This is a genomic window from Thalassotalea eurytherma (assembly GCF_030161415.1).
GTDB lineage: Bacteria > Pseudomonadota > Gammaproteobacteria > Enterobacterales > Alteromonadaceae > Thalassotalea_G > Thalassotalea_G eurytherma.
Genome location: NZ_BSSU01000006.1, coordinates 1 through 17,502 on the forward strand (window position 1 = coordinate 1; position 17,502 = coordinate 17,502).

The 17,502-nt window shown below is 39.3% G+C and carries 17 protein-coding genes and 1 pseudogene; 2 read left to right on the forward strand and 16 right to left on the reverse strand.

Annotated elements, in window-relative coordinates; all coding sequences use genetic code 11:
• The 3 genes from QQK02_RS06350 to ppsR form a co-directional block, all read right to left on the reverse strand.
• Positions 1-1,986: exonuclease domain-containing protein (locus QQK02_RS06350; RefSeq protein ID WP_284207148.1), on the reverse strand; the 1,986-nt coding region annotated here is incomplete at its 3' end.
• A gap of 259 nt (positions 1,987-2,245) precedes the next feature.
• A complete protein-coding gene (locus tag QQK02_RS06355; protein ID WP_284207149.1) occupies positions 2,246-3,286 on the reverse strand; it encodes a 3-deoxy-7-phosphoheptulonate synthase in 1,041 nt (346 codons plus the stop codon).
• A gap of 307 nt (positions 3,287-3,593) precedes the next feature.
• On the reverse strand, positions 3,594-4,403 hold the full coding sequence (gene ppsR, locus QQK02_RS06360; protein WP_284207150.1) for a posphoenolpyruvate synthetase regulatory kinase/phosphorylase PpsR: 810 nt from the start codon (positions 4,401-4,403) through the stop codon (positions 3,594-3,596).
• 181 nt (positions 4,404-4,584) lie between these two features.
• Between ppsR and ppsA the strand changes: the two genes are divergently transcribed.
• Together ppsA and QQK02_RS06370 are read left to right on the forward strand one after the other, a co-directional pair.
• A complete protein-coding gene (gene ppsA / locus QQK02_RS06365; RefSeq protein ID WP_284207151.1) occupies positions 4,585-6,960 on the forward strand; it encodes a phosphoenolpyruvate synthase in 2,376 nt (791 codons plus the stop codon).
• Positions 6,961-7,194: 234 nt separating this feature from the next.
• A complete protein-coding gene (locus QQK02_RS06370) occupies positions 7,195-7,737 on the forward strand; it encodes a hypothetical protein (protein WP_284207152.1) in 543 nt (180 codons plus the stop codon).
• A gap of 86 nt (positions 7,738-7,823) precedes the next feature.
• Here the strand turns inward: QQK02_RS06370 and QQK02_RS06375 are convergent, their stop codons facing one another.
• The 13 genes and pseudogenes from QQK02_RS06375 to QQK02_RS06435 all read right to left on the reverse strand — a co-directional run bounded on the left by QQK02_RS06375 (position 7,824) and on the right by QQK02_RS06435 (position 17,499).
• Positions 7,824-8,183 (reverse strand): helix-turn-helix domain-containing protein, encoded by a 360-nt coding sequence (locus tag QQK02_RS06375; RefSeq protein WP_284207153.1) that lies wholly within the window; start codon positions 8,181-8,183, stop codon positions 7,824-7,826.
• 110 nt (positions 8,184-8,293) lie between these two features.
• Positions 8,294-8,677, reverse strand: a pseudogene (gene gloA2, locus QQK02_RS06380) (SMU1112c/YaeR family gloxylase I-like metalloprotein).
• 10 nt (positions 8,678-8,687) lie between these two features.
• A complete protein-coding gene (locus QQK02_RS06385) occupies positions 8,688-9,293 on the reverse strand; it encodes a class I SAM-dependent methyltransferase (protein WP_284207154.1) in 606 nt (201 codons plus the stop codon).
• A 63-nt stretch (positions 9,294-9,356) separates the two neighbouring features.
• Positions 9,357-9,650: a hypothetical protein gene (locus tag QQK02_RS06390; protein WP_284207155.1), complete on the reverse strand. Its 294-nt coding sequence runs from the start codon at positions 9,648-9,650 to the stop codon at positions 9,357-9,359.
• 9 nt (positions 9,651-9,659) lie between these two features.
• Complete coding sequence (locus QQK02_RS06395; RefSeq protein WP_284207156.1) at positions 9,660-10,016, reverse strand: hypothetical protein; 357 nt, start codon at positions 10,014-10,016, stop codon at positions 9,660-9,662.
• A gap of 238 nt (positions 10,017-10,254) precedes the next feature.
• Positions 10,255-11,289, reverse strand: a complete 1,035-nt coding sequence (locus QQK02_RS06400) for a Leu/Phe/Val dehydrogenase (protein ID WP_284207157.1) — start codon at positions 11,287-11,289, stop codon at positions 10,255-10,257.
• A gap of 190 nt (positions 11,290-11,479) precedes the next feature.
• Complete coding sequence (locus tag QQK02_RS06405) at positions 11,480-11,941, reverse strand: GNAT family N-acetyltransferase (protein ID WP_284207158.1); 462 nt, start codon at positions 11,939-11,941, stop codon at positions 11,480-11,482.
• Positions 11,931-13,091: a cupin domain-containing protein gene (locus QQK02_RS06410; protein WP_284207159.1), complete on the reverse strand. Its 1,161-nt coding sequence runs from the start codon at positions 13,089-13,091 to the stop codon at positions 11,931-11,933. The genes QQK02_RS06405 and QQK02_RS06410 overlap by 11 nt, the downstream gene beginning before the upstream one ends.
• A 97-nt stretch (positions 13,092-13,188) precedes the next feature.
• Entirely contained in the window at positions 13,189-14,559 is a 1,371-nt protein-coding gene (gene purB, locus QQK02_RS06415) for an adenylosuccinate lyase (protein ID WP_284207160.1), read from the reverse strand.
• Between the two features lie 21 nt (positions 14,560-14,580).
• Positions 14,581-15,204, reverse strand: a complete 624-nt coding sequence (hflD, locus tag QQK02_RS06420; RefSeq protein ID WP_284207161.1) for a high frequency lysogenization protein HflD — start codon at positions 15,202-15,204, stop codon at positions 14,581-14,583.
• 9 nt (positions 15,205-15,213) lie between these two features.
• Complete coding sequence (gene mnmA / locus QQK02_RS06425) at positions 15,214-16,353, reverse strand: tRNA 2-thiouridine(34) synthase MnmA (protein WP_284207162.1); 1,140 nt, start codon at positions 16,351-16,353, stop codon at positions 15,214-15,216.
• A 64-nt stretch (positions 16,354-16,417) separates the two neighbouring features.
• Positions 16,418-16,897: an NUDIX hydrolase gene (locus tag QQK02_RS06430; protein ID WP_284207163.1), complete on the reverse strand. Its 480-nt coding sequence runs from the start codon at positions 16,895-16,897 to the stop codon at positions 16,418-16,420.
• 17 nt (positions 16,898-16,914) lie between these two features.
• On the reverse strand, positions 16,915-17,499 hold the full coding sequence (locus QQK02_RS06435; protein WP_284207164.1) for a pseudouridine synthase: 585 nt from the start codon (positions 17,497-17,499) through the stop codon (positions 16,915-16,917).
• Positions 17,500-17,502: the final 3 nt, after the last annotated feature.

Sequence of the window (17,502 nt, forward strand, 5' to 3'; positions counted from 1 at the left end):
TTCTTCTTTGGTGATATCTGGGTTGTCTTTTGTTAATTCATTTCGAATTTCTTTGAAACGCTCTAATGATATATCATCAAGGTACTGAGCGCTTCCTGACTTGTCAGCAGAGATTTGAAAGGCGTAAAGCTTATGATGGGCTATCCAATCACAGAAAATGGCTCCTAGGGCCAATTTGATGCCTGAATCGTTATCGGCATACAAGTGAACACGGTTTGCATATTTAAGCTTTTCTTTAAGCAATGCATAGTGAGCTAACACGCTGTAAGTTTGTTGGACCAATAACCCTTTTGGTGGCATCTGTAGCTCAACATTACGCTCAGTTTCTGGTGCTTGCTCGTTAACATCATCGTCACTTAATACGTATTGTGCATAACGTCTGTAATATGGAAACTTCTCTTGCTCTTTCTTTTCTCTGTGCTCTTTGTTTATTTCTTGGTAATCACTGGTAAAGTCAAAATTGACGTTAGAGACAAACACAAAGCCAGAATCATTATCCACTGTTGAGGTGTTCACTATAGGCGTAGGCTTTGGCATATCATGGTCGCCCCAGTTGCTTAGGTAGAATTGTCTATCTGAGCTTAAATTAAGCTCTCTAGTGGCTACAGCATGGTCAAGCATTTGTGAGTGATAATGGTCAAACGCTAAGGCTTGCTCATAGAAAAAATTGATTTTATCGTAGATGACTTTAGCACCAATCTCATACTTATCCATCATCCGATTGATAATGTCTTTGTTCATTAAATCTTTAAAGATTGTAACGTTAGTTAAATCTCGGTAATGACGGTTAGCGGGGTTTACCTTAATGGCAAATTTACTGCCACACTCCTTACAGGTTATAAGTTGAGAGCCTAATCTATCTTCTTTAACAACTTGAGTTACTGGCTTGCCACCTTTTTTCAGTGGCTCTTTGATTATATGCTCAATAATGCGGTCAGGTTGAGTTTTACCATCTAATTTATAAAGCTCTGGGTGAGTGTAAATGCCTTTATCTCTATTTTTACACCTTGGCTTTTGAATACGAGTCCCGCGCCTGTTTTCAGGTGAATGCGGAATGTAATAATACCGATAACTGCTTGGTATGGCTGGTATCGCTTTATTAGGGCAATTAGGCTCTATTGGTTCATATACCGTTGATAAACGTGTTACTTCAGCGTCAAAGCAACGGTTGTGTATCATGGTCGTGCTGTGCCCACATAGTTTACAGGTCAGCATATGCTCAGATTTATCATCACTCCACGTAAGTTTGTATTCATTTCCTAAGCCACGCTTTAGTTCTCCGTTGTCTTTATACGTTGGATTTTTAGCTATAACACCAAAGTTTTCACACTCTGGATTTTTACAAAAATTGAGTTGCGTGTAATTTTCCGTTTCTTTGTTTTTATACGCTCTTGGGATTGATATCGCTTTTGTTGGGGTATGCTTCTTCTGTTGAGGTGTTGACTTAAGTGGTATTTCAGTTTCATCGCGTAATTTAAAAAAGAGTTGTGCGCAAAGGGATGAATCAAGAAATGCGCTGTGTTTAGTTCGACTCGAAATATCTATACCATATCGCAGACAAGCAGCATCTTGTCTGATTTTTCTCACGCCAATTTTTTTCTTGGCAAGCTCCATAGCACATGTCACTTCAGCGCAAATATCAGAAATCGTAGACAGGTAATTTATACGGTTTAGCTCTGCATTTAAGAACTTTAAATCAAATGGGGCATTGTAGATAACAAGGTGGGTATCTTTAATAAATTCGATGAATTTCTCATGGATATCCTTAAAGGTGGGCATATCCACCAAATCTTCATCTAGGATTCCGTGAATTTGAAAAGCCTTCTTAACAGACTTTTTGCCTTCAGGGTTAATTTTGAGGTTAAATACATTACCTGTCGGAGTGGCACCTTCATACTCTATGCAGGCTAGGTCGATTATTCGATGACCACCAACATGAGGGTCTAACCCTGTAGTTTCCGTATCTAAAAAGACATACTTCGTCATTATTACCACTCCTATAGGTAATATTATAGGAGGTTTTAGCGAGTTTTAAATAACTTATTGAAAAAACTAGCTAATCGTACAATATCTCAATGGTGTTTATCGAAGCATGCGAATAATTGAAGAAATTTAATTGTTATTTTTCAGTGGTGAAAAACGAAAAAGAGCTACTATCGTAAAATAGTAGCTCCGAGTTGACTCAATAGCCCGCGCCAATAGCGAGCTTTTTTTGTCATTAGCTGAGCTAAATAATTACGTCGAACTACTTAATCGCATCAGCTAGGGTAGATAAAATACGATTGGTTTCTTCGATATCTACACATGCGTCGGTAATACTCTGGCCATATGTTAATGCTTGGTCATTCACTACTGCTTGATTACCTTCTTCAATAAAGCTTTCAATCATTACACCAAAAATATTCGTTGCTCCTTGCGTTATTTGGTTTGCTATTGCTTGTGCTACAGTCGCTTGCTTTTTATGATCCTTACTACTGTTGCCGTGGCTACAGTCAACCATCAACTTGTCGTTTAGCCCTGCAGTATTTAATTTGCTATGTGCGTCATCAATGTCTTCTTGATGATAGTTTGGTGCTTTACCGCCACGAAGGATGACATGTGCATATGGGTTGCCATGAGTGCGATAAATACACATTTGACCGGTTTTATTCGGTGAATATAAAACATGTGGAACACTAGACGCTTTTATTGCGTCCATCGCTATTTTTACATTTCCGTCGGTGCCATTTTTAAAGCCAACAGGGCAGCTTAATGCTGAAGCAAGTTCTCTGTGTACTTGACTTTCAGTTGTACGCGCACCAATAGCACCCCAACTGATAAGATCGGAAATATATTGGCCTGTCACCATATCTAAAAACTCTGTACCAGCGGGTAAGCCTAGCTTGTTGATATCCATCAGTAAGTTACGTGCTAAACGCAGGCCCTTGGCGACATTAAATGATTTATCTAAATCAGGATCACTAATTAAGCCTTTCCAACCAACTGTCGTACGCGGTTTTTCAAAATAAACACGCATAACAATATACAATTCATTTTTGTATTTTTGACTTAACGTTTTAAGTTGATTTGCGTAGTCAATTGCAGCTTCAGTATCGTGAATTGAACATGGACCAACGACTACAAGTAAACGTGAATCAGTTCCTTTGATAATGTTCTCAACCGTTTTTCGGCTTTCTAAAATAAAGTCGGCAGTTTCTTGATCTAACGGAATGTCTTGCGCAAGTTGTGCAGGTGATACCAAGTTTTCAATTAAACTGGTTCTAAGTTCGTCTGTTTTAATGGTCATGGGAAATTAGCCCGTAGGCTAGGAAGTAGAGATAATTAATGGCGCTTAACATAGCTAATTTACTCAGATAATACCAGTAAATTCCATTTGATAGCGCGAAAAAAGCAGACAATTTATCTGCTTTTTTCGTTATATATTATTAGCGTCTGTTGATTTTTCAGTTTGTAACTCTGTTGCCTCGAAAAAGATTAGATTCGCGGCGCTTAAAGTAATGTTTGGTTGTTCCAAATACACTTTAAGCAACAAAAAATATCGCTTTTTCAAGTCAACCCAAAGGGCTATGGCTAAAATGAAAGATCAACAGCCCCTAATATTTGTGTCGTTGTAATCCTGTGATAGACAAAATTTTTGCTGAGATTTCTTCAACACTAAAGCGTGTACTGTTGATATAAGAAATTTTTTCTTTTTTATAGAGCTTTTCTACTTCCCTCAACTCCATTCTACATTGCCTTGCTGAAGCATATTTTGAGTTGGCTAACCGATTAACCCTGATATCCATTAATCGCTCAGCATCTATTGTTAGGCCGAATATTTTCTTTTTATGCGGCTTTAAGAAGTCAGGTAGCTTTAATTCATCCATGTCATCGTCGGTGAACGGATAGTTAGCTGCTTTAATACCATATTGTAAGGCGAGGTAGAGTGATGTAGGCGTTTTCCCTGAGCGTGATACACCAACTAAAATAATATCGGCATGTGCATAGTTGCTAACGTTTGAGCCATCATCATTGGCAAGTGCGTAGTTAACAGCATCTATTCTGTGCTCGTAGCTATTTTGATTAATGCTATGCGTTCTATGTGCTTTAGGTTTTGCTTCTACGCCTAGGTGTTTTTCTAACGGTGAAACAAAATGTTCGAGGAAGTTATAAATAATGCCATCGCAACTATCGATAATCATTCTTATTTCAGGGTTAACAAAGGTGTGGAAGACTAAAGGCTTTTCACCCGTTCGCTTGTATACGTCATTAATCGCTTGCTTGGCTTGTTCTGCTTTTTCAATATTCTCAATAAAGGAAATGGTTTGGTGCTTAAAGTCCACCGGGAAAAGGGAAAGTAGAGCGTGACCAAAAACCTCAGAGGTAATCGCTGTACCGTCAGAAATATAAAACGCAGTGCGCATGAACCTTCCTTTTTGTAATCTAGTATGAAAACTTACAAATATTCTTTTAGTTTGTGTTAATTGCAGTGTAGAATGTTGGCCAATTGAAATAAAGCGCAGTTTTGAATTTATTCGAATATCTTTGATTTACACCAAAAGGTATTCGAATAAATTTAATTTAATTCCTTATGGAGAGATTGCTGTGCAAGAAAACGTACTTTGGTATGAAGAGTTAGGTATGAATGATGTAGACCGTGTAGGCGGTAAAAATGCATCATTGGGTGAAATGATTTCTAACCTAGCTAATGTAGGCGTACAAGTACCTGGTGGCTTTGCTACAACGGCCTTTGCTTTTAATGAATTTTTAGAGCAAAGTGGTTTAAACGACAAAATTTATCAACTTCTAGATACATTAGATGTGAGTGACATTAATGCATTAGGTGAATGTGGCAGCACGATTCGTCAATGGATTATCGACACACCTTTCTTACCTCAAATGCAAGCTGACATTGAAGCTGCATACCAACAACTGGCCGGTAACTTTACCGAAGATGCTTCTTTTGCTGTACGTTCGTCAGCAACTGCAGAAGATATGCCAGACGCTTCATTTGCTGGCCAGCAAGAAACTTTCCTAAATGTTCGCGGCTTAGATGCTGTAATGGTCGCCATTAAACATGTATTTGCCTCGCTATTTAATGACCGCGCTATTTCTTACCGTGTACACCAAGGATATGATCACCGTGGTGTAGCATTATCGGCTGGTATTCAGCGTATGGTACGTTCAGATATTGCTTCTTCAGGTGTCATGTTCTCTATTGATACTGAATCAGGCTTTGAAGATGTCGTTTTTGTAACATCAAGCTATGGTTTAGGTGAAATGGTTGTGCAAGGCGCTGTTAACCCAGATGAGTTTTATGTGCACAAGCCAACCCTTGAAAAAGGTAACCCTTCTGTTGTTCGTCGTAACCTGGGCTCTAAGGCCATTAAAATGGTTTATGCCGATACCCAAGAGCATGGAAAACAAGTTGAAATTGTTGATATTGAAGAAGCACAGTCTAACCAGTTTTCTTTAACCGATGATGAAGTTCAAGAGCTTGCAAAACAAGCTGTTATTATTGAAAAACACTACCAACGTCCGATGGATATTGAGTGGGCTAAAGACGGTTTAGATGGCAAGTTATATATCGTGCAAGCTCGTCCAGAAACCGTGCGTAGTCGTGAAAATGCTAACGTTATGGAACAATTCCAATTACAAGACAGTGCCGATGTTATCTGTGAAGGCCGTTCAATTGGCCATAAAATTGGTGCTGGTAAGGCAAAAGTGCTTGCGTCATTAGATGAAATGGACAAAATTCAGCCTGGTGACGTGCTCGTTACCGACATGACCGACCCAGATTGGGAACCGATCATGAAACGCGCATCAGCGATTGTCACAAATCGTGGTGGCCGTACCTGTCACGCGGCTATTATCGCACGTGAAATGGGTATTCCTGCAGTGGTTGGTTGTGGTGACGCAACATCACGTATTAACAATGACGATGAAGTGACGGTGTCTTGTGCCGAAGGTGATACCGGCTTTATCTATGATGGAAAATTAGAATTTAGTGTAACGACTTCTGAAGTTGATCATATGCCTGACTTACCACTGAAGATAATGATGAACGTTGGTAACCCAGACAGAGCATTTGCTTTTGCCAAACTACCACATGCTGGCGTTGGTTTAGCGCGTTTAGAGTTTATCATTAACAAAATGATTGGTATTCATCCTAAAGCATTACTTAACTTTGATGCTCAAGAAGCTGATCTGAAAGAAGAAATTAACGATATTATTGCTGGCTATGAAAACCCAGTAGAGTTCTATATTGCAAAACTTACTGAAGGTATTTCAACACTTGCTTGTGCTTACGCACCTGAAAAAGTGATTGTTCGTATGTCTGACTTCAAATCTAATGAATACGCTAACTTAGTTGGCGGTGATGTATTTGAACCGGATGAAGAAAACCCGATGATTGGTTACCGTGGTGCTTCGCGTTATATTTCAGAAGATTTCCGTGAGTGTTTTGCACTAGAATGTGAAGCAATTAAGCGTGTGCGCAACGAGATGGGTTTAACGAATGTTGAAATTATGATCCCATTTGTTCGAACACTTGAAGAAGCTGAACAGGTTATTGAAATCTTAGCAGAAAATGGTTTAAAACGTGGTGAAAACGGTTTACGTATCATTATGATGTGTGAATTACCGTCTAACGCGTTATTAGCAGATCAATTCTTAGATCATTTCGACGGCTTCTCTATTGGCTCAAATGACTTAACTCAGTTAACGCTTGGTCTCGATCGTGATTCTGGATTGATTGCGCATTTATTTGATGAGCGTAACCCTGCGATTAAAGTGCTACTTTCTATGGCGATTAAAGCCTGTAAAGCGCGCGGTAAATATGTAGGTATCTGTGGCCAAGGCCCATCAGATCATGCTGATTTTGCTCACTGGTTAGTAGAGCAGGGTATTGAAAGCGTTTCGCTTAATCCTGACACTGTGCTTCCAACATGGTTATATTTAGCTGAACAATATAACAAATAGGTTTATGCCTAAACCCGTTTGAAAAAAGAGGCCGAACAGCCTCTTTTTTTATGCTTTTATTCATACCATTCCCTAATGTTTTTCACATTGTTCCTGTAGATTCTCATTTTAAAATTTACATCAGTAAAAGTGACTTTCTACGTTAAATTAGGGAGAGGTATTGAAAGAAAACTGCAGTATTACGTGATAGCGTTATTTGTTGCATTGATTTATTTACCAAGTGCGTAAGCAGGCTTGATCTATTTTGATGATAGAGATGCTTTTGAGTTAGCCCTTAACAGTCAAATTGCGACTGAACGATTTGGTGATGGCGTTGAGTCAGAAGATTTTGTGATTACACGTGGTAATCGAGGCATTTACTCAACTTCAAGCTTAAATAGTGATGATGAGACTTTAGCTGTAACGGCTAGAGAGCGCAGTACATTATTGATAACATTTAATTATGAAGTGTTTGCCATTGGTTTTGATTTTAACCAATTAAACGTGAGTAGCTTAAACTATTTTGATAGTGCAGGGCATGAAGCAATAAATGCATTGTTAGCGACAGAGCAATGGGATGCGAGTGCTTTCTTTGGGGTAATAAGTGATACGGCGATTACGTCATTTTCACTAGTAGGCTCTGGCACTTCTAAGAACCTATACGGGTTTGATGATTTTAGTTATACCGCTAATCCGGTGTCAGTTAACGAGCCAACCACCCTATATTTAATGTGCTTTGCCGTCATTGCTATGCTATTGCTTGCAAGTCGCAAACGTATTAAGCAAATGTTAGTGTAGGTATAAGCATATAAAACCTGCGTATGCTTGGTTGATTAGTTAAAGGCTAACAAAGTGATGTTAGCCTTTTTTATCTCTATTTTTGGTTAGCTGCGCTTTAATTTTGAAAGTAAGTTTTTAGCGTGTTTAATCGCTTTTCTTTCGATAGACAGTAACTGCGTTGAATCGTTATCATCGATGAGCTCCTTTACCTGCTCAAGCGCCTTTTTTTCTAATTGTGTTAATGGTAATTCGTTGCTTTTATTCTCTATATGTACGGTCATCATGAGTTCCTTTTGCAAAGTTGAAGTAGATTCTGCAAACACAGCAGCAAGACATTTTAGCGTTTCAGCGCCGACTTTTTCCCCACGCTCTACACGTTGAATCGTTCTTGTACTTAAGCCTGAGTGAAGGGAAAGGTCTTCTTGTGTCCAACCTTTAGCCATTCGACGCTGTTTGATACTCATTCATTTTCCTTTTGCTGTGCTAGTGGAAAGTTATGGCACAAGCCTTCCTGTAGATACACGACAATTTCCCGCCAGCAGGTTAATTGGCTATCACGCAACGGTTCAACCTGCTATTTTTTGTAGAGTTCTAATGGCAGATTATCTGGATCAGAAAAAAAGGTAAACTTTTTACCGGTATATTCATCGATGCGTATTGGTTCAACGTTTACCTTTTTAGCGAGAAGATAGCGCTTGACCGATTCAATGCACTCGACACTAAACGCTAAATGTCTTAACCCTTGTGCTTCTGGATAACTGGGGCGTTGCGGTGAATTAGGAAATGAAAAAAGTTCTATTTGATGGCCACTAGGTAATTCAAGATCAAGCTTGTACGAGTTTCGTTCTTTTCTGTATTATTCACTTTTTATCGTTAACCCTAATATATCAACATAGAATCGTTTTGAAATTTCATAGTTTGAACAAATGATGGCAACATGGTGAATGTCATTAAACATTGTTGAGTACTTAGTTAGTTATCTTTTGAGCGATTATAACAACGTGCTTTTCTGGATATTGATCAATATCGACATGCTTTATCTTTAAACCCTTTGCTAAAAGAACTTCCAGCGTTCTATTGATACCGATTGAGCTATAGTAAAAAGACGCATTATGCCATTGATCTTCATGCTCTCCTTCGGCGTCGCCAAGGGTAAACATCATCACACCACTTTCGCTTAAGCAATCGCACAACCGATTAAGAACCGGTTGATGCTGATCCAACGGTAAATGAAATAAGCTATCCCATGCGTAAATAAAGTCGTACTGCTTATCAGGTATCCAGGTACAGATGTTTTGTTGATGAAAACTATGTTCGGGGTGATTTTTTTTTGCTAAAGCGATCATCTTTGATGAAACGTCTAACCCGGTGACTTGGTAATTACGCTTATTAAGTATGTTGATAAATCGACCACCAGCACCGCATCCAATATCTAAGGCGTTACCTTCTGGAGGAACAAAGTTTAGTGCGTGGTTAAACTGGGTAACGCCGTAATTCGAATCTAAATGCCGGTCGTTCCACCATGTTGCGATTTTATCGTATAGCCTACCTAATACGTTTGGGTCTTTAGACATAGGTTGTTTCAATTGTTATGAGTGTGTGGGAGGTTGCAGGTTATCTTCATTAACGTTAGACGGTTAAGTAGATAACAGCACGTAGCTAACAATAATGAAAAAGCTCAATGTGATACAAGTACCTAAGGTCAACATACACTTTTCAAATAGGGTTTGGTTTACCCGCTGATTAAATACGTCAACTAAACGGTAAAGCGTACTTGGCACAACAAGCAATAACCCCAACAGCGTTGGGAAAAACAAAATGACCAAACCAAAACCAGGCTCTTCAAAATTTAAGGCATAGAGCACTAGTCCAACACCGATCCCCGAGATAAGCAGTAATAATATGCCTACTGATATTGATAAAATAGCCATAACTATCGATTAAGCGTTTGGTTGATTAGCGACTAGAGCAAAAGGCATTTCAACTAAAATAGCGATGAAAGGTACCCATATCGCGTAAGAAAGCGCTTTTTGTGTTTTGTAACCTAACATAAATTTGATAATGCCAAGCGGGATGATCAGGTAGAAGAGGGCACTGATTAGCGTTAACTCACTTGGTAATGCTAAGCTAATAACAGCAATATTAAACAACGCAATAATAACTGATGCTACCATCACGACGGCAAATGACAGATACCAGTCGATAACGGCGTGAAATTGATCCTTTTTAAGGTATCGCTTGTCTAGTAATTTAAAAATGGCGAGTAAGATCAATCCTGTCAGTGCAGCGTGCAGCATCGTTTATTCCCTATATGTAATTCTAAAACCAATGAAACGGTTTAAAGGATAGCTAAGTTATTGTTAACTATTAATTTAGCCTTCTGTTAGGATAATGTAAACAGGAAAAATTAGGCGTAACTAACGATGAGTTTTTCAAGCTGTGAACTCGCTTTAGTAAAACATGTAAATGCAGATACAAAAAAGGGTAGCAAGTGCTACCCTTTGTACTATATTACTTTGACCTTAAGGTAACAGTTTATTTACCGCCTTTCGCGATAATTTCACGAGCCATTTCATCGGCTACTTCACCGGTAGGCTTACCTGTTGAGTCTGCTTTTTCAAATACATCGAGTAATGTATTATAAATTTCTTCAACTTTCGCTGTTGCTTGATCAACGCAGTAATTTTCTTCAAACGATACGTTAATAATACCACCAGCGTTAATCACATAGTCTGGCGCATAAAGAATACCACGCTCGACTAATGCTTGATCGTGGCGAGGTTCTGCTAATTGATTGTTAGCACAGCCAGCAACAATCTTTGCCTTAATACGATCAATCGTACCGTCATTAATCGTAGCACCCAATGCACAAGGCGCGTAGATATCAGCGTCTTGATCATAAATTTCATTTAAACCAACAATTTTAGCGCCAAACTGCGTTTGTACTTTATCTAATGCTTCTTGATTTAAATCGGTCACTACCAGTTTTGCACCTGCATTATGTAAATGTTCACACAAGTATAAACCTACACTGCCCAAGCCTTGAACCGCGACGGTTAAACCTGACAAATCGTCAGATTTTAACTTATGTTTTACTGCCGCTTTAATACCTAAGAATGTACCTAACGCGGTAAAAGGAGCAGGGTTACCACTTTTTCCTTCTGTACCGGTGACAAAATCAGTTTCTGTATTAACTACTGCGATATCACCAGTCGTAATATTAACGTCTTCAGCACTGACATAGCGGCCACCTAGGCCGTTTAACGCGCGACCAAATGCTTTAAACAAAGCGTCAGACTTAATCTTTTTAGCGTCACCAATAATAACCGACTTACCACCGCCCATTGTTAAACCGGCCATCGCATTCTTATAGGTCATACCTTTTGATAAACGTAATACGTCAGTAATGGCATCTTCGTCGCTTGCATAATCCCACATACGACAACCACCAACAGCTGGACCAAGTTTCGTTGAGTGAACAGCAATGATAGCTTTTAAACCAGATTCATCATCGCTACAAAAAACCACTTGCTCGTGGTTATCAAAGTCTTTTAAATCAAATAATGCCACCGCATTTTCTCCGACTATAGTGTCTTGGGTTTTGAATTTTATTTATATCCCAATGACTGATGTAATAATTGTGCGCACAATATCACTGAATATTTTGTCGTGCTATAGCTGCTAAACAGAAAGTTTGGTTGAAAGTGTTCATTAAAAAGTACATTTGAAGGAATTACTTAAAAAACGTTTAAAATTAAAGCTAGTGGCTTAAAAACTGTGCGTTTGTATTGAGCTGTTTTAGTGAACACGCCATTTTTTGAAAGGGGATACCAGCTTCCATATATACGCCACCTTGAGGTGAGAACTTACGCTGCTGATATCGAGTGACATCATCAAGTGGTGCATTGATGAATACTTCTGTTAGTTCGAGTTCGTTTGCTATTTGTATAAGACCTTGAATGACGATCGTATCTATGTCTAAATGCCGATAATTAATTAAAACGGCTATTCGGCTAATTTCGCCAGTTGGTTTGATCCTGCCGGTTGCGATAGGCTCTTGGGATTTATCATCACAAACAAGAATATGGAAGGCGGTTTTATCGTGACGATCAAACTCTATGCGCTTTGGTATCCGCCATTCACAGACGAATACCTTTTCGCGCACATTTTTTAATAGTGGTGCTGCATGTTGCCAATCAACTCGGCAAACGCTATAACTCATCGTTTTGATCAATATACCAGTAACCCATATTAATAAGCGTAGTTAATAAGTTGACATTATTCAAAGAGTCGAGGGAACTTTCTAAGTCAAAAGCGGTCAAAGGGTGTCCTTGAGCGATTTTTTTCGCTAAATCTACGCAATCTCCACCTAAAACAAACTTGTTGCCATTAACAAACAAGCTTGCATTGTCGCAATTATAGAGCGCTTTTATACCTAAAACGGGCTTAATGATGATATCACCACTGGCGACTAGCGATTCAAATGCTTGATGACTAAGTTGCTCTTCAGGTTCAATAATCTCAAGGGTATGATGGTTATGCGTTAAGTAACCGCCAATAAAGTTATTAAATAACTTTCTATCTTTAATCGCTTCAACCATAAAGTTCTGCAAACTCACAATATCACTGTGGGTAAGTTCTTCAGGCTTATCGGTTGGTTTACGTTTAGGATCGCCATAACGTGAATTGCCAATATCTCGGTCTATCATTAAGTCGGCAAAAGTTGAAATTAATTCTTGGGAACTTGGTGCCTGAAAACCAATTGAGTAGTTCAAGGCGTTATCAACGGCAATGCCATCATGAGGGTGATTTGGTGGGATATAAAGAATATCACCTGATTCAGTGATTACATCGATAATCGCTTCAAAATCGCTAACCTGTTTAAGGTCTTCATGTGGTACCAAGGTTTCCAAAGAATCGTCAGGCAGACCGACTCGCCAATGCCTTTTGCCTTGACCTTGAATGATAAACACATCATAACGATCTAAATGAGGGCCTACGCCACCGTTAGGTGTAGAAAATGACACCATGACATCGTCTAAACGCCAGTTTGGCATAAAGCGAAATGGCTTTAACAAATCGTGAGTTTCACTAGACCAGTTATTGGTTGCCTGCACAAGAAGTGTCCAGTCTTTATCGCCGTAGTCATCAAAACTCTCAAATGGACCATGCTCTACAGACCACATATGATCCTCGCCTTTAGCAATTATGCGAGACTCAATTTCTTCTTCCATCGAAAAGCCAGCTAATTCTTCTGGTGTTAATGGATCAATAAAGTTTTTGAAGCCACCTTTAATAAGCAATGGCTTTTTTTGCCAATATTCTTTTAAAAACGTCTCTGGCGTAAGATCGCCCCAATCTAAATGGTTCATTAAGTGTCCTTGAAACGTAAAAAAAGGGATCTGAGATCCCTTTATATTCTATTACAATGCAAGCGTGTGACTAAGGTCATACACTTTAATTATATAATTAGTCTAGTTCTGCGATAAACGCTACTGCACGACCAATATATGACGCTGGTGTCATTGCCTTTAACTCAACTTTAGCCTCTGCTGGTAACGCTAAGTTATCAATGAATTCTGCCATGATTTCAGCATTAACGCGTTTGCCACGAGTAAGTTCTTTTAACTTTTCATATGGCTTTTCAATGCCGTAACGACGCATAACTGTTTGAATGGGTTCAGCAAGTAATTCCCAGTTTTGATCAAGTTCATTGGCTAATGAACCTTCGTTAACTTGTAATTTGCTAATACCTTTTAAGGTTGCAGCGTAAGCAATTAATGCATGACCAAAACCAACACCTAAGTTACGCAAAACTGTCGAGTCAGTTAAGTCACGTTGCCAGCGAGAAACAGGTAGTTTTTGTGCTAGGTGAGTAAATAATGCATTAGCGATACCTAAGTTACCTTCCGAATTTTCAAAATCAATCGGGTTAACTTTATGAGGCATAGTAGAAGAGCCAATTTCACCAGCGATTGTTTTTTGCTTGAAGTGACCTAAAGCAATGTAACCCCAAACGTCACGATCAAAGTCAATTAAGATAGTATTGAATCGTGCTACCGCATCAAATAATTCAGCAATATAATCATGTGGTTCAATTTGTGTTGTAAACGCATTCCACGTTAAACCTAAACTTGTTACGAACTCATTTGAGAACGTGTGCCAGTCAACATTAGGGTAAGCAGATAAGTGTGCATTGTAGTTACCTACAGCACCATTAATTTTACCTAGCATTTCTACCGCAGCAACTTGATCACGTTGACGCTTTAAACGCACGTAAACATTCGCCATTTCTTTACCCATGGTTGTAGGTGAAGCAGGTTGTCCGTGTGTACGAGCCATCATAGGAATCGTTTGATATTCGAAGGCTAACTTTTTAACTTCAGCAAGAATCTCATCAATGATTGGTAACACAACTTCGTCACGCGCTTCGGTTAACATTAAACCGTGTGAAAGGTTGTTAATGTCTTCTGAAGTACAAGCAAAATGAATAAATTCCGTTACAGCATTCAATTCAGCATTGTCAGCAATCTTCTCTTTTAAGAAGTACTCAACCGCTTTTACGTCGTGATTCGTTGTTGCTTCGATGTCTTTAACTTGTTGTGCATCTGCTTCACTAAAGTTAGCTACGATTGCATCAAGTACATCGTTTGCTTCAGTCGAAAACGCTGGAACTTCAGCGATATCTGCTTGAGCCGCTAGTTTTTGTAACCAGCGTACTTCCACGGTTACGCGGTATTTAATTAAACCAAATTCACTGAAGATAGGGCGTAAGGCTTTTGTTTTACTGCCATAGCGGCCATCTACTGGTGATATAGCACTTAATGCTGAAAGTTCCATAGTTGAGGTCCCAATAAGAGGTTAGATTTTGTTAGTTAACTCTGTTTCTGTCTCTAAATATTTAGAGCGTGCAAATAATATGTGTCGTCGTTTACCGCCAACCTGGCGCCATAATACTGCACAGCGAATACCGGCAAGTAGTAGTGCTCTAATCTTAGCTTGATTAACGGGGTTTTTTAGTATTTGTGGTTCACCTGCCACTTGGATTTTCGTACCGAGTGGACTAATCACATCGCCATAGGTGGCTGCTAATGAACCAACGATAGTTTCACTGGTCAGTTCAAAATGCTGCAATTGGCGTTTTGTGTCGTCGATATGTGTGCCAAGCTGATTCAACGCAAGATTCGACTTGGCCAATTTACGCTCTAGGGCAAGCAAACTTACGAGGTAACGGGTAATTTCTGCATCTTTTGTTTGATTTTGATTACCTAATTGCTCTTGCAGTACTTTAAAACCTGGACGAAGGTTGTTTAGGTCACCACCAAATACAGCGAGTGTATTTTCCGGTGATGTTTCCATGACTGTGTTAATCAGTAAATGCAATTGTTGATCGTCAATCACACCAAAGCGCGCAATACGCTGAACGGCGCTTGATATTTGGCAGATAGCGGCAAAAGTAAACGTTTGTTCTTGTAACGGTGTCATAAGTCCTCGCTATCGAATCAGGCTGTTGATAATGCCGCCACCAAGACATACTTCATCTTGATAGAAAACAACCGACTGACCTGGCGTAACTGAGCTTTGTTGCTCGTCAAACGTTATTTCATATTCGCCATCTGCTAAGGGAGTCACTGTGCAGGCAACATCGTGCTGACGGTAACGAGTTTTCACCGTACAGTTAAAAGACGCTGTAACGTCTCTACGATCTACCCAATGTAACTGATTGGCGATTAATCCTTTAGAAAATAGGCGAGGGTGATTGTGGCCCTGACCAACAATTAATACATTGCGTTTTAAATCTTTTTCTACCACATACCAAGGCTCTTCACCCGCGTTGGCTAATCCACCGATACGCAAGCCTTTACGTTGACCAAGTGTATGATACATAAGACCGTCGTGCTCACCAATGGCTTCGCCTTCGGCTGACTCGATAACACCCGGTTGTGCTGGTAAGTATTTACCTAAAAAGTCTTTAAACTTGCGCTCACCGATAAAACAAATGCCGGTAGAGTCTTTCTTATTGTGGGTAATTAAATCAGCTTTTTCTGCGATAGCGCGTACTTCTGGCTTTTCTATATGACCAACTGGGAATAGCGTTTGACCCACTTGCTTGTCACTTAACGTGTATAAGAAATAACTTTGATCTTTATTACTGTCTAGGCCACGAATCATTGCCCATTGACCATCTCTAAATTCTCGTTGGACGTAATGGCCAGTGGCTATGTAATCAGCGCCTAAGTCTTCACAGGCAAATTCTAAGAATGCTTTAAACTTAATTTCTTTATTGCACATAATATCTGGGTTAGGCGTTCGGCCAGCTTTGTATTCTTCAAGGAAGTATTCAAAGACGTTGTCCCAGTATTCTGTTGCAAAATTAATGGTGTGTAGTTTTATACCAAGCTTTTCACAGACCGCTTGTGCATCAACTAAATCTTCTGCTGCTGCGCAATATTCGTCAGTATCATCTTCTTCCCAGTTTTTCATAAACAAGCCTTCAACTTGGTAGCCTTGTTCTTTCAAAAGGTAAGCAGATACAGACGAGTCAACGCCCCCAGACATGCCCACGATAACTTTCGTTTCGCTAGGCGTATGGTCAAGCGTTTGAGATGCACGATATAGAGAAGATTCAGTCATTAATAATCACACAGCATTTTAAAAGGCGCGCATTATAGCATAGTGATATGGGCGATGTAATAGTTTAAAGATTACTTTTTAGGGTATTTAGATCTATTTTTTTGCCTGCTAAATAGTCTTCAATACACTCTAGCACCATTGGGCTACGTAATTGACTTTTCTGGGCTTTTATTTCGTCAAATGTAAACCAGTGGCAGGCGACAATTTCGTTGTCTTCTGGTTTTGTTTGAGGCATTTCTTCTAGCTCAATGACAAAACAAAAACGCAAAAAATACAGATCGATATTATTGTGATTAAATGGTCGATGATAATAGTAAATACCTGAAAGGTACTGTGGCGATAAAGTTAAGCCTGTTTCTTCTTTAACTTCTCTTTGTACCGCTTCAATTAGGTTTTCTTTCGCTTCGAGGTGACCGGCTGGCTGATTATAGACAGTCACGCCGTTATCAACTTCTTCAACGAGTAAGTATTTGTTGTCACAAATAATGACCGCAGCTACTGTCGCGTTTGGTTTAAATTGTTCATCTAAGTGGTTATTTGACATATTGTGTGCAGTCGCCGTTATTTGATGACTTGATATTCGCCATTGGCGATGTTTTCAAGGGTATATGAGCCAATAGCATACCGGATAAGACGTAACGTAGGAAAACCAATGTTTGCTGTCATACGTCTTACTTGGCGATTTTTGCCTTCTATTATTTTTATTTCTAGCCAGGTTGTAGGGATATTCGCACGTTCTCGTATAGGCGGTGTTCTTGACCAAACACTTGGCTCTGTTATTTCTTTTACTTTGGCTGGCAAGGTCAAGCCATCATTTAGAACAACGCCATGTCTTAACTTTTCCAGATCTGCGTCAGTTGGTTGACCTTCAACTTGTACCCAGTAGGTTTTTTCAGTTTTTTGATTAGGATTGGCCAGTTTATGTTGTAATTTACCGTCATTAGTTAACAGTAATAGGCCCTCACTGTCCTTATCTAAACGACCTGCTGCGTAAACATGTGGAATATCGATGTAGTCTTTAAGTGTTTTTCGCTTTTCATCATCAGTAAATTGGGTAAGGACATCAAAAGGCTTATTAAAAAGAATAACTTTCCGTTCACCCTTAAAGTCATTTTTTGAACTGGTAAGATGACTTTGTCTTGCCATTCG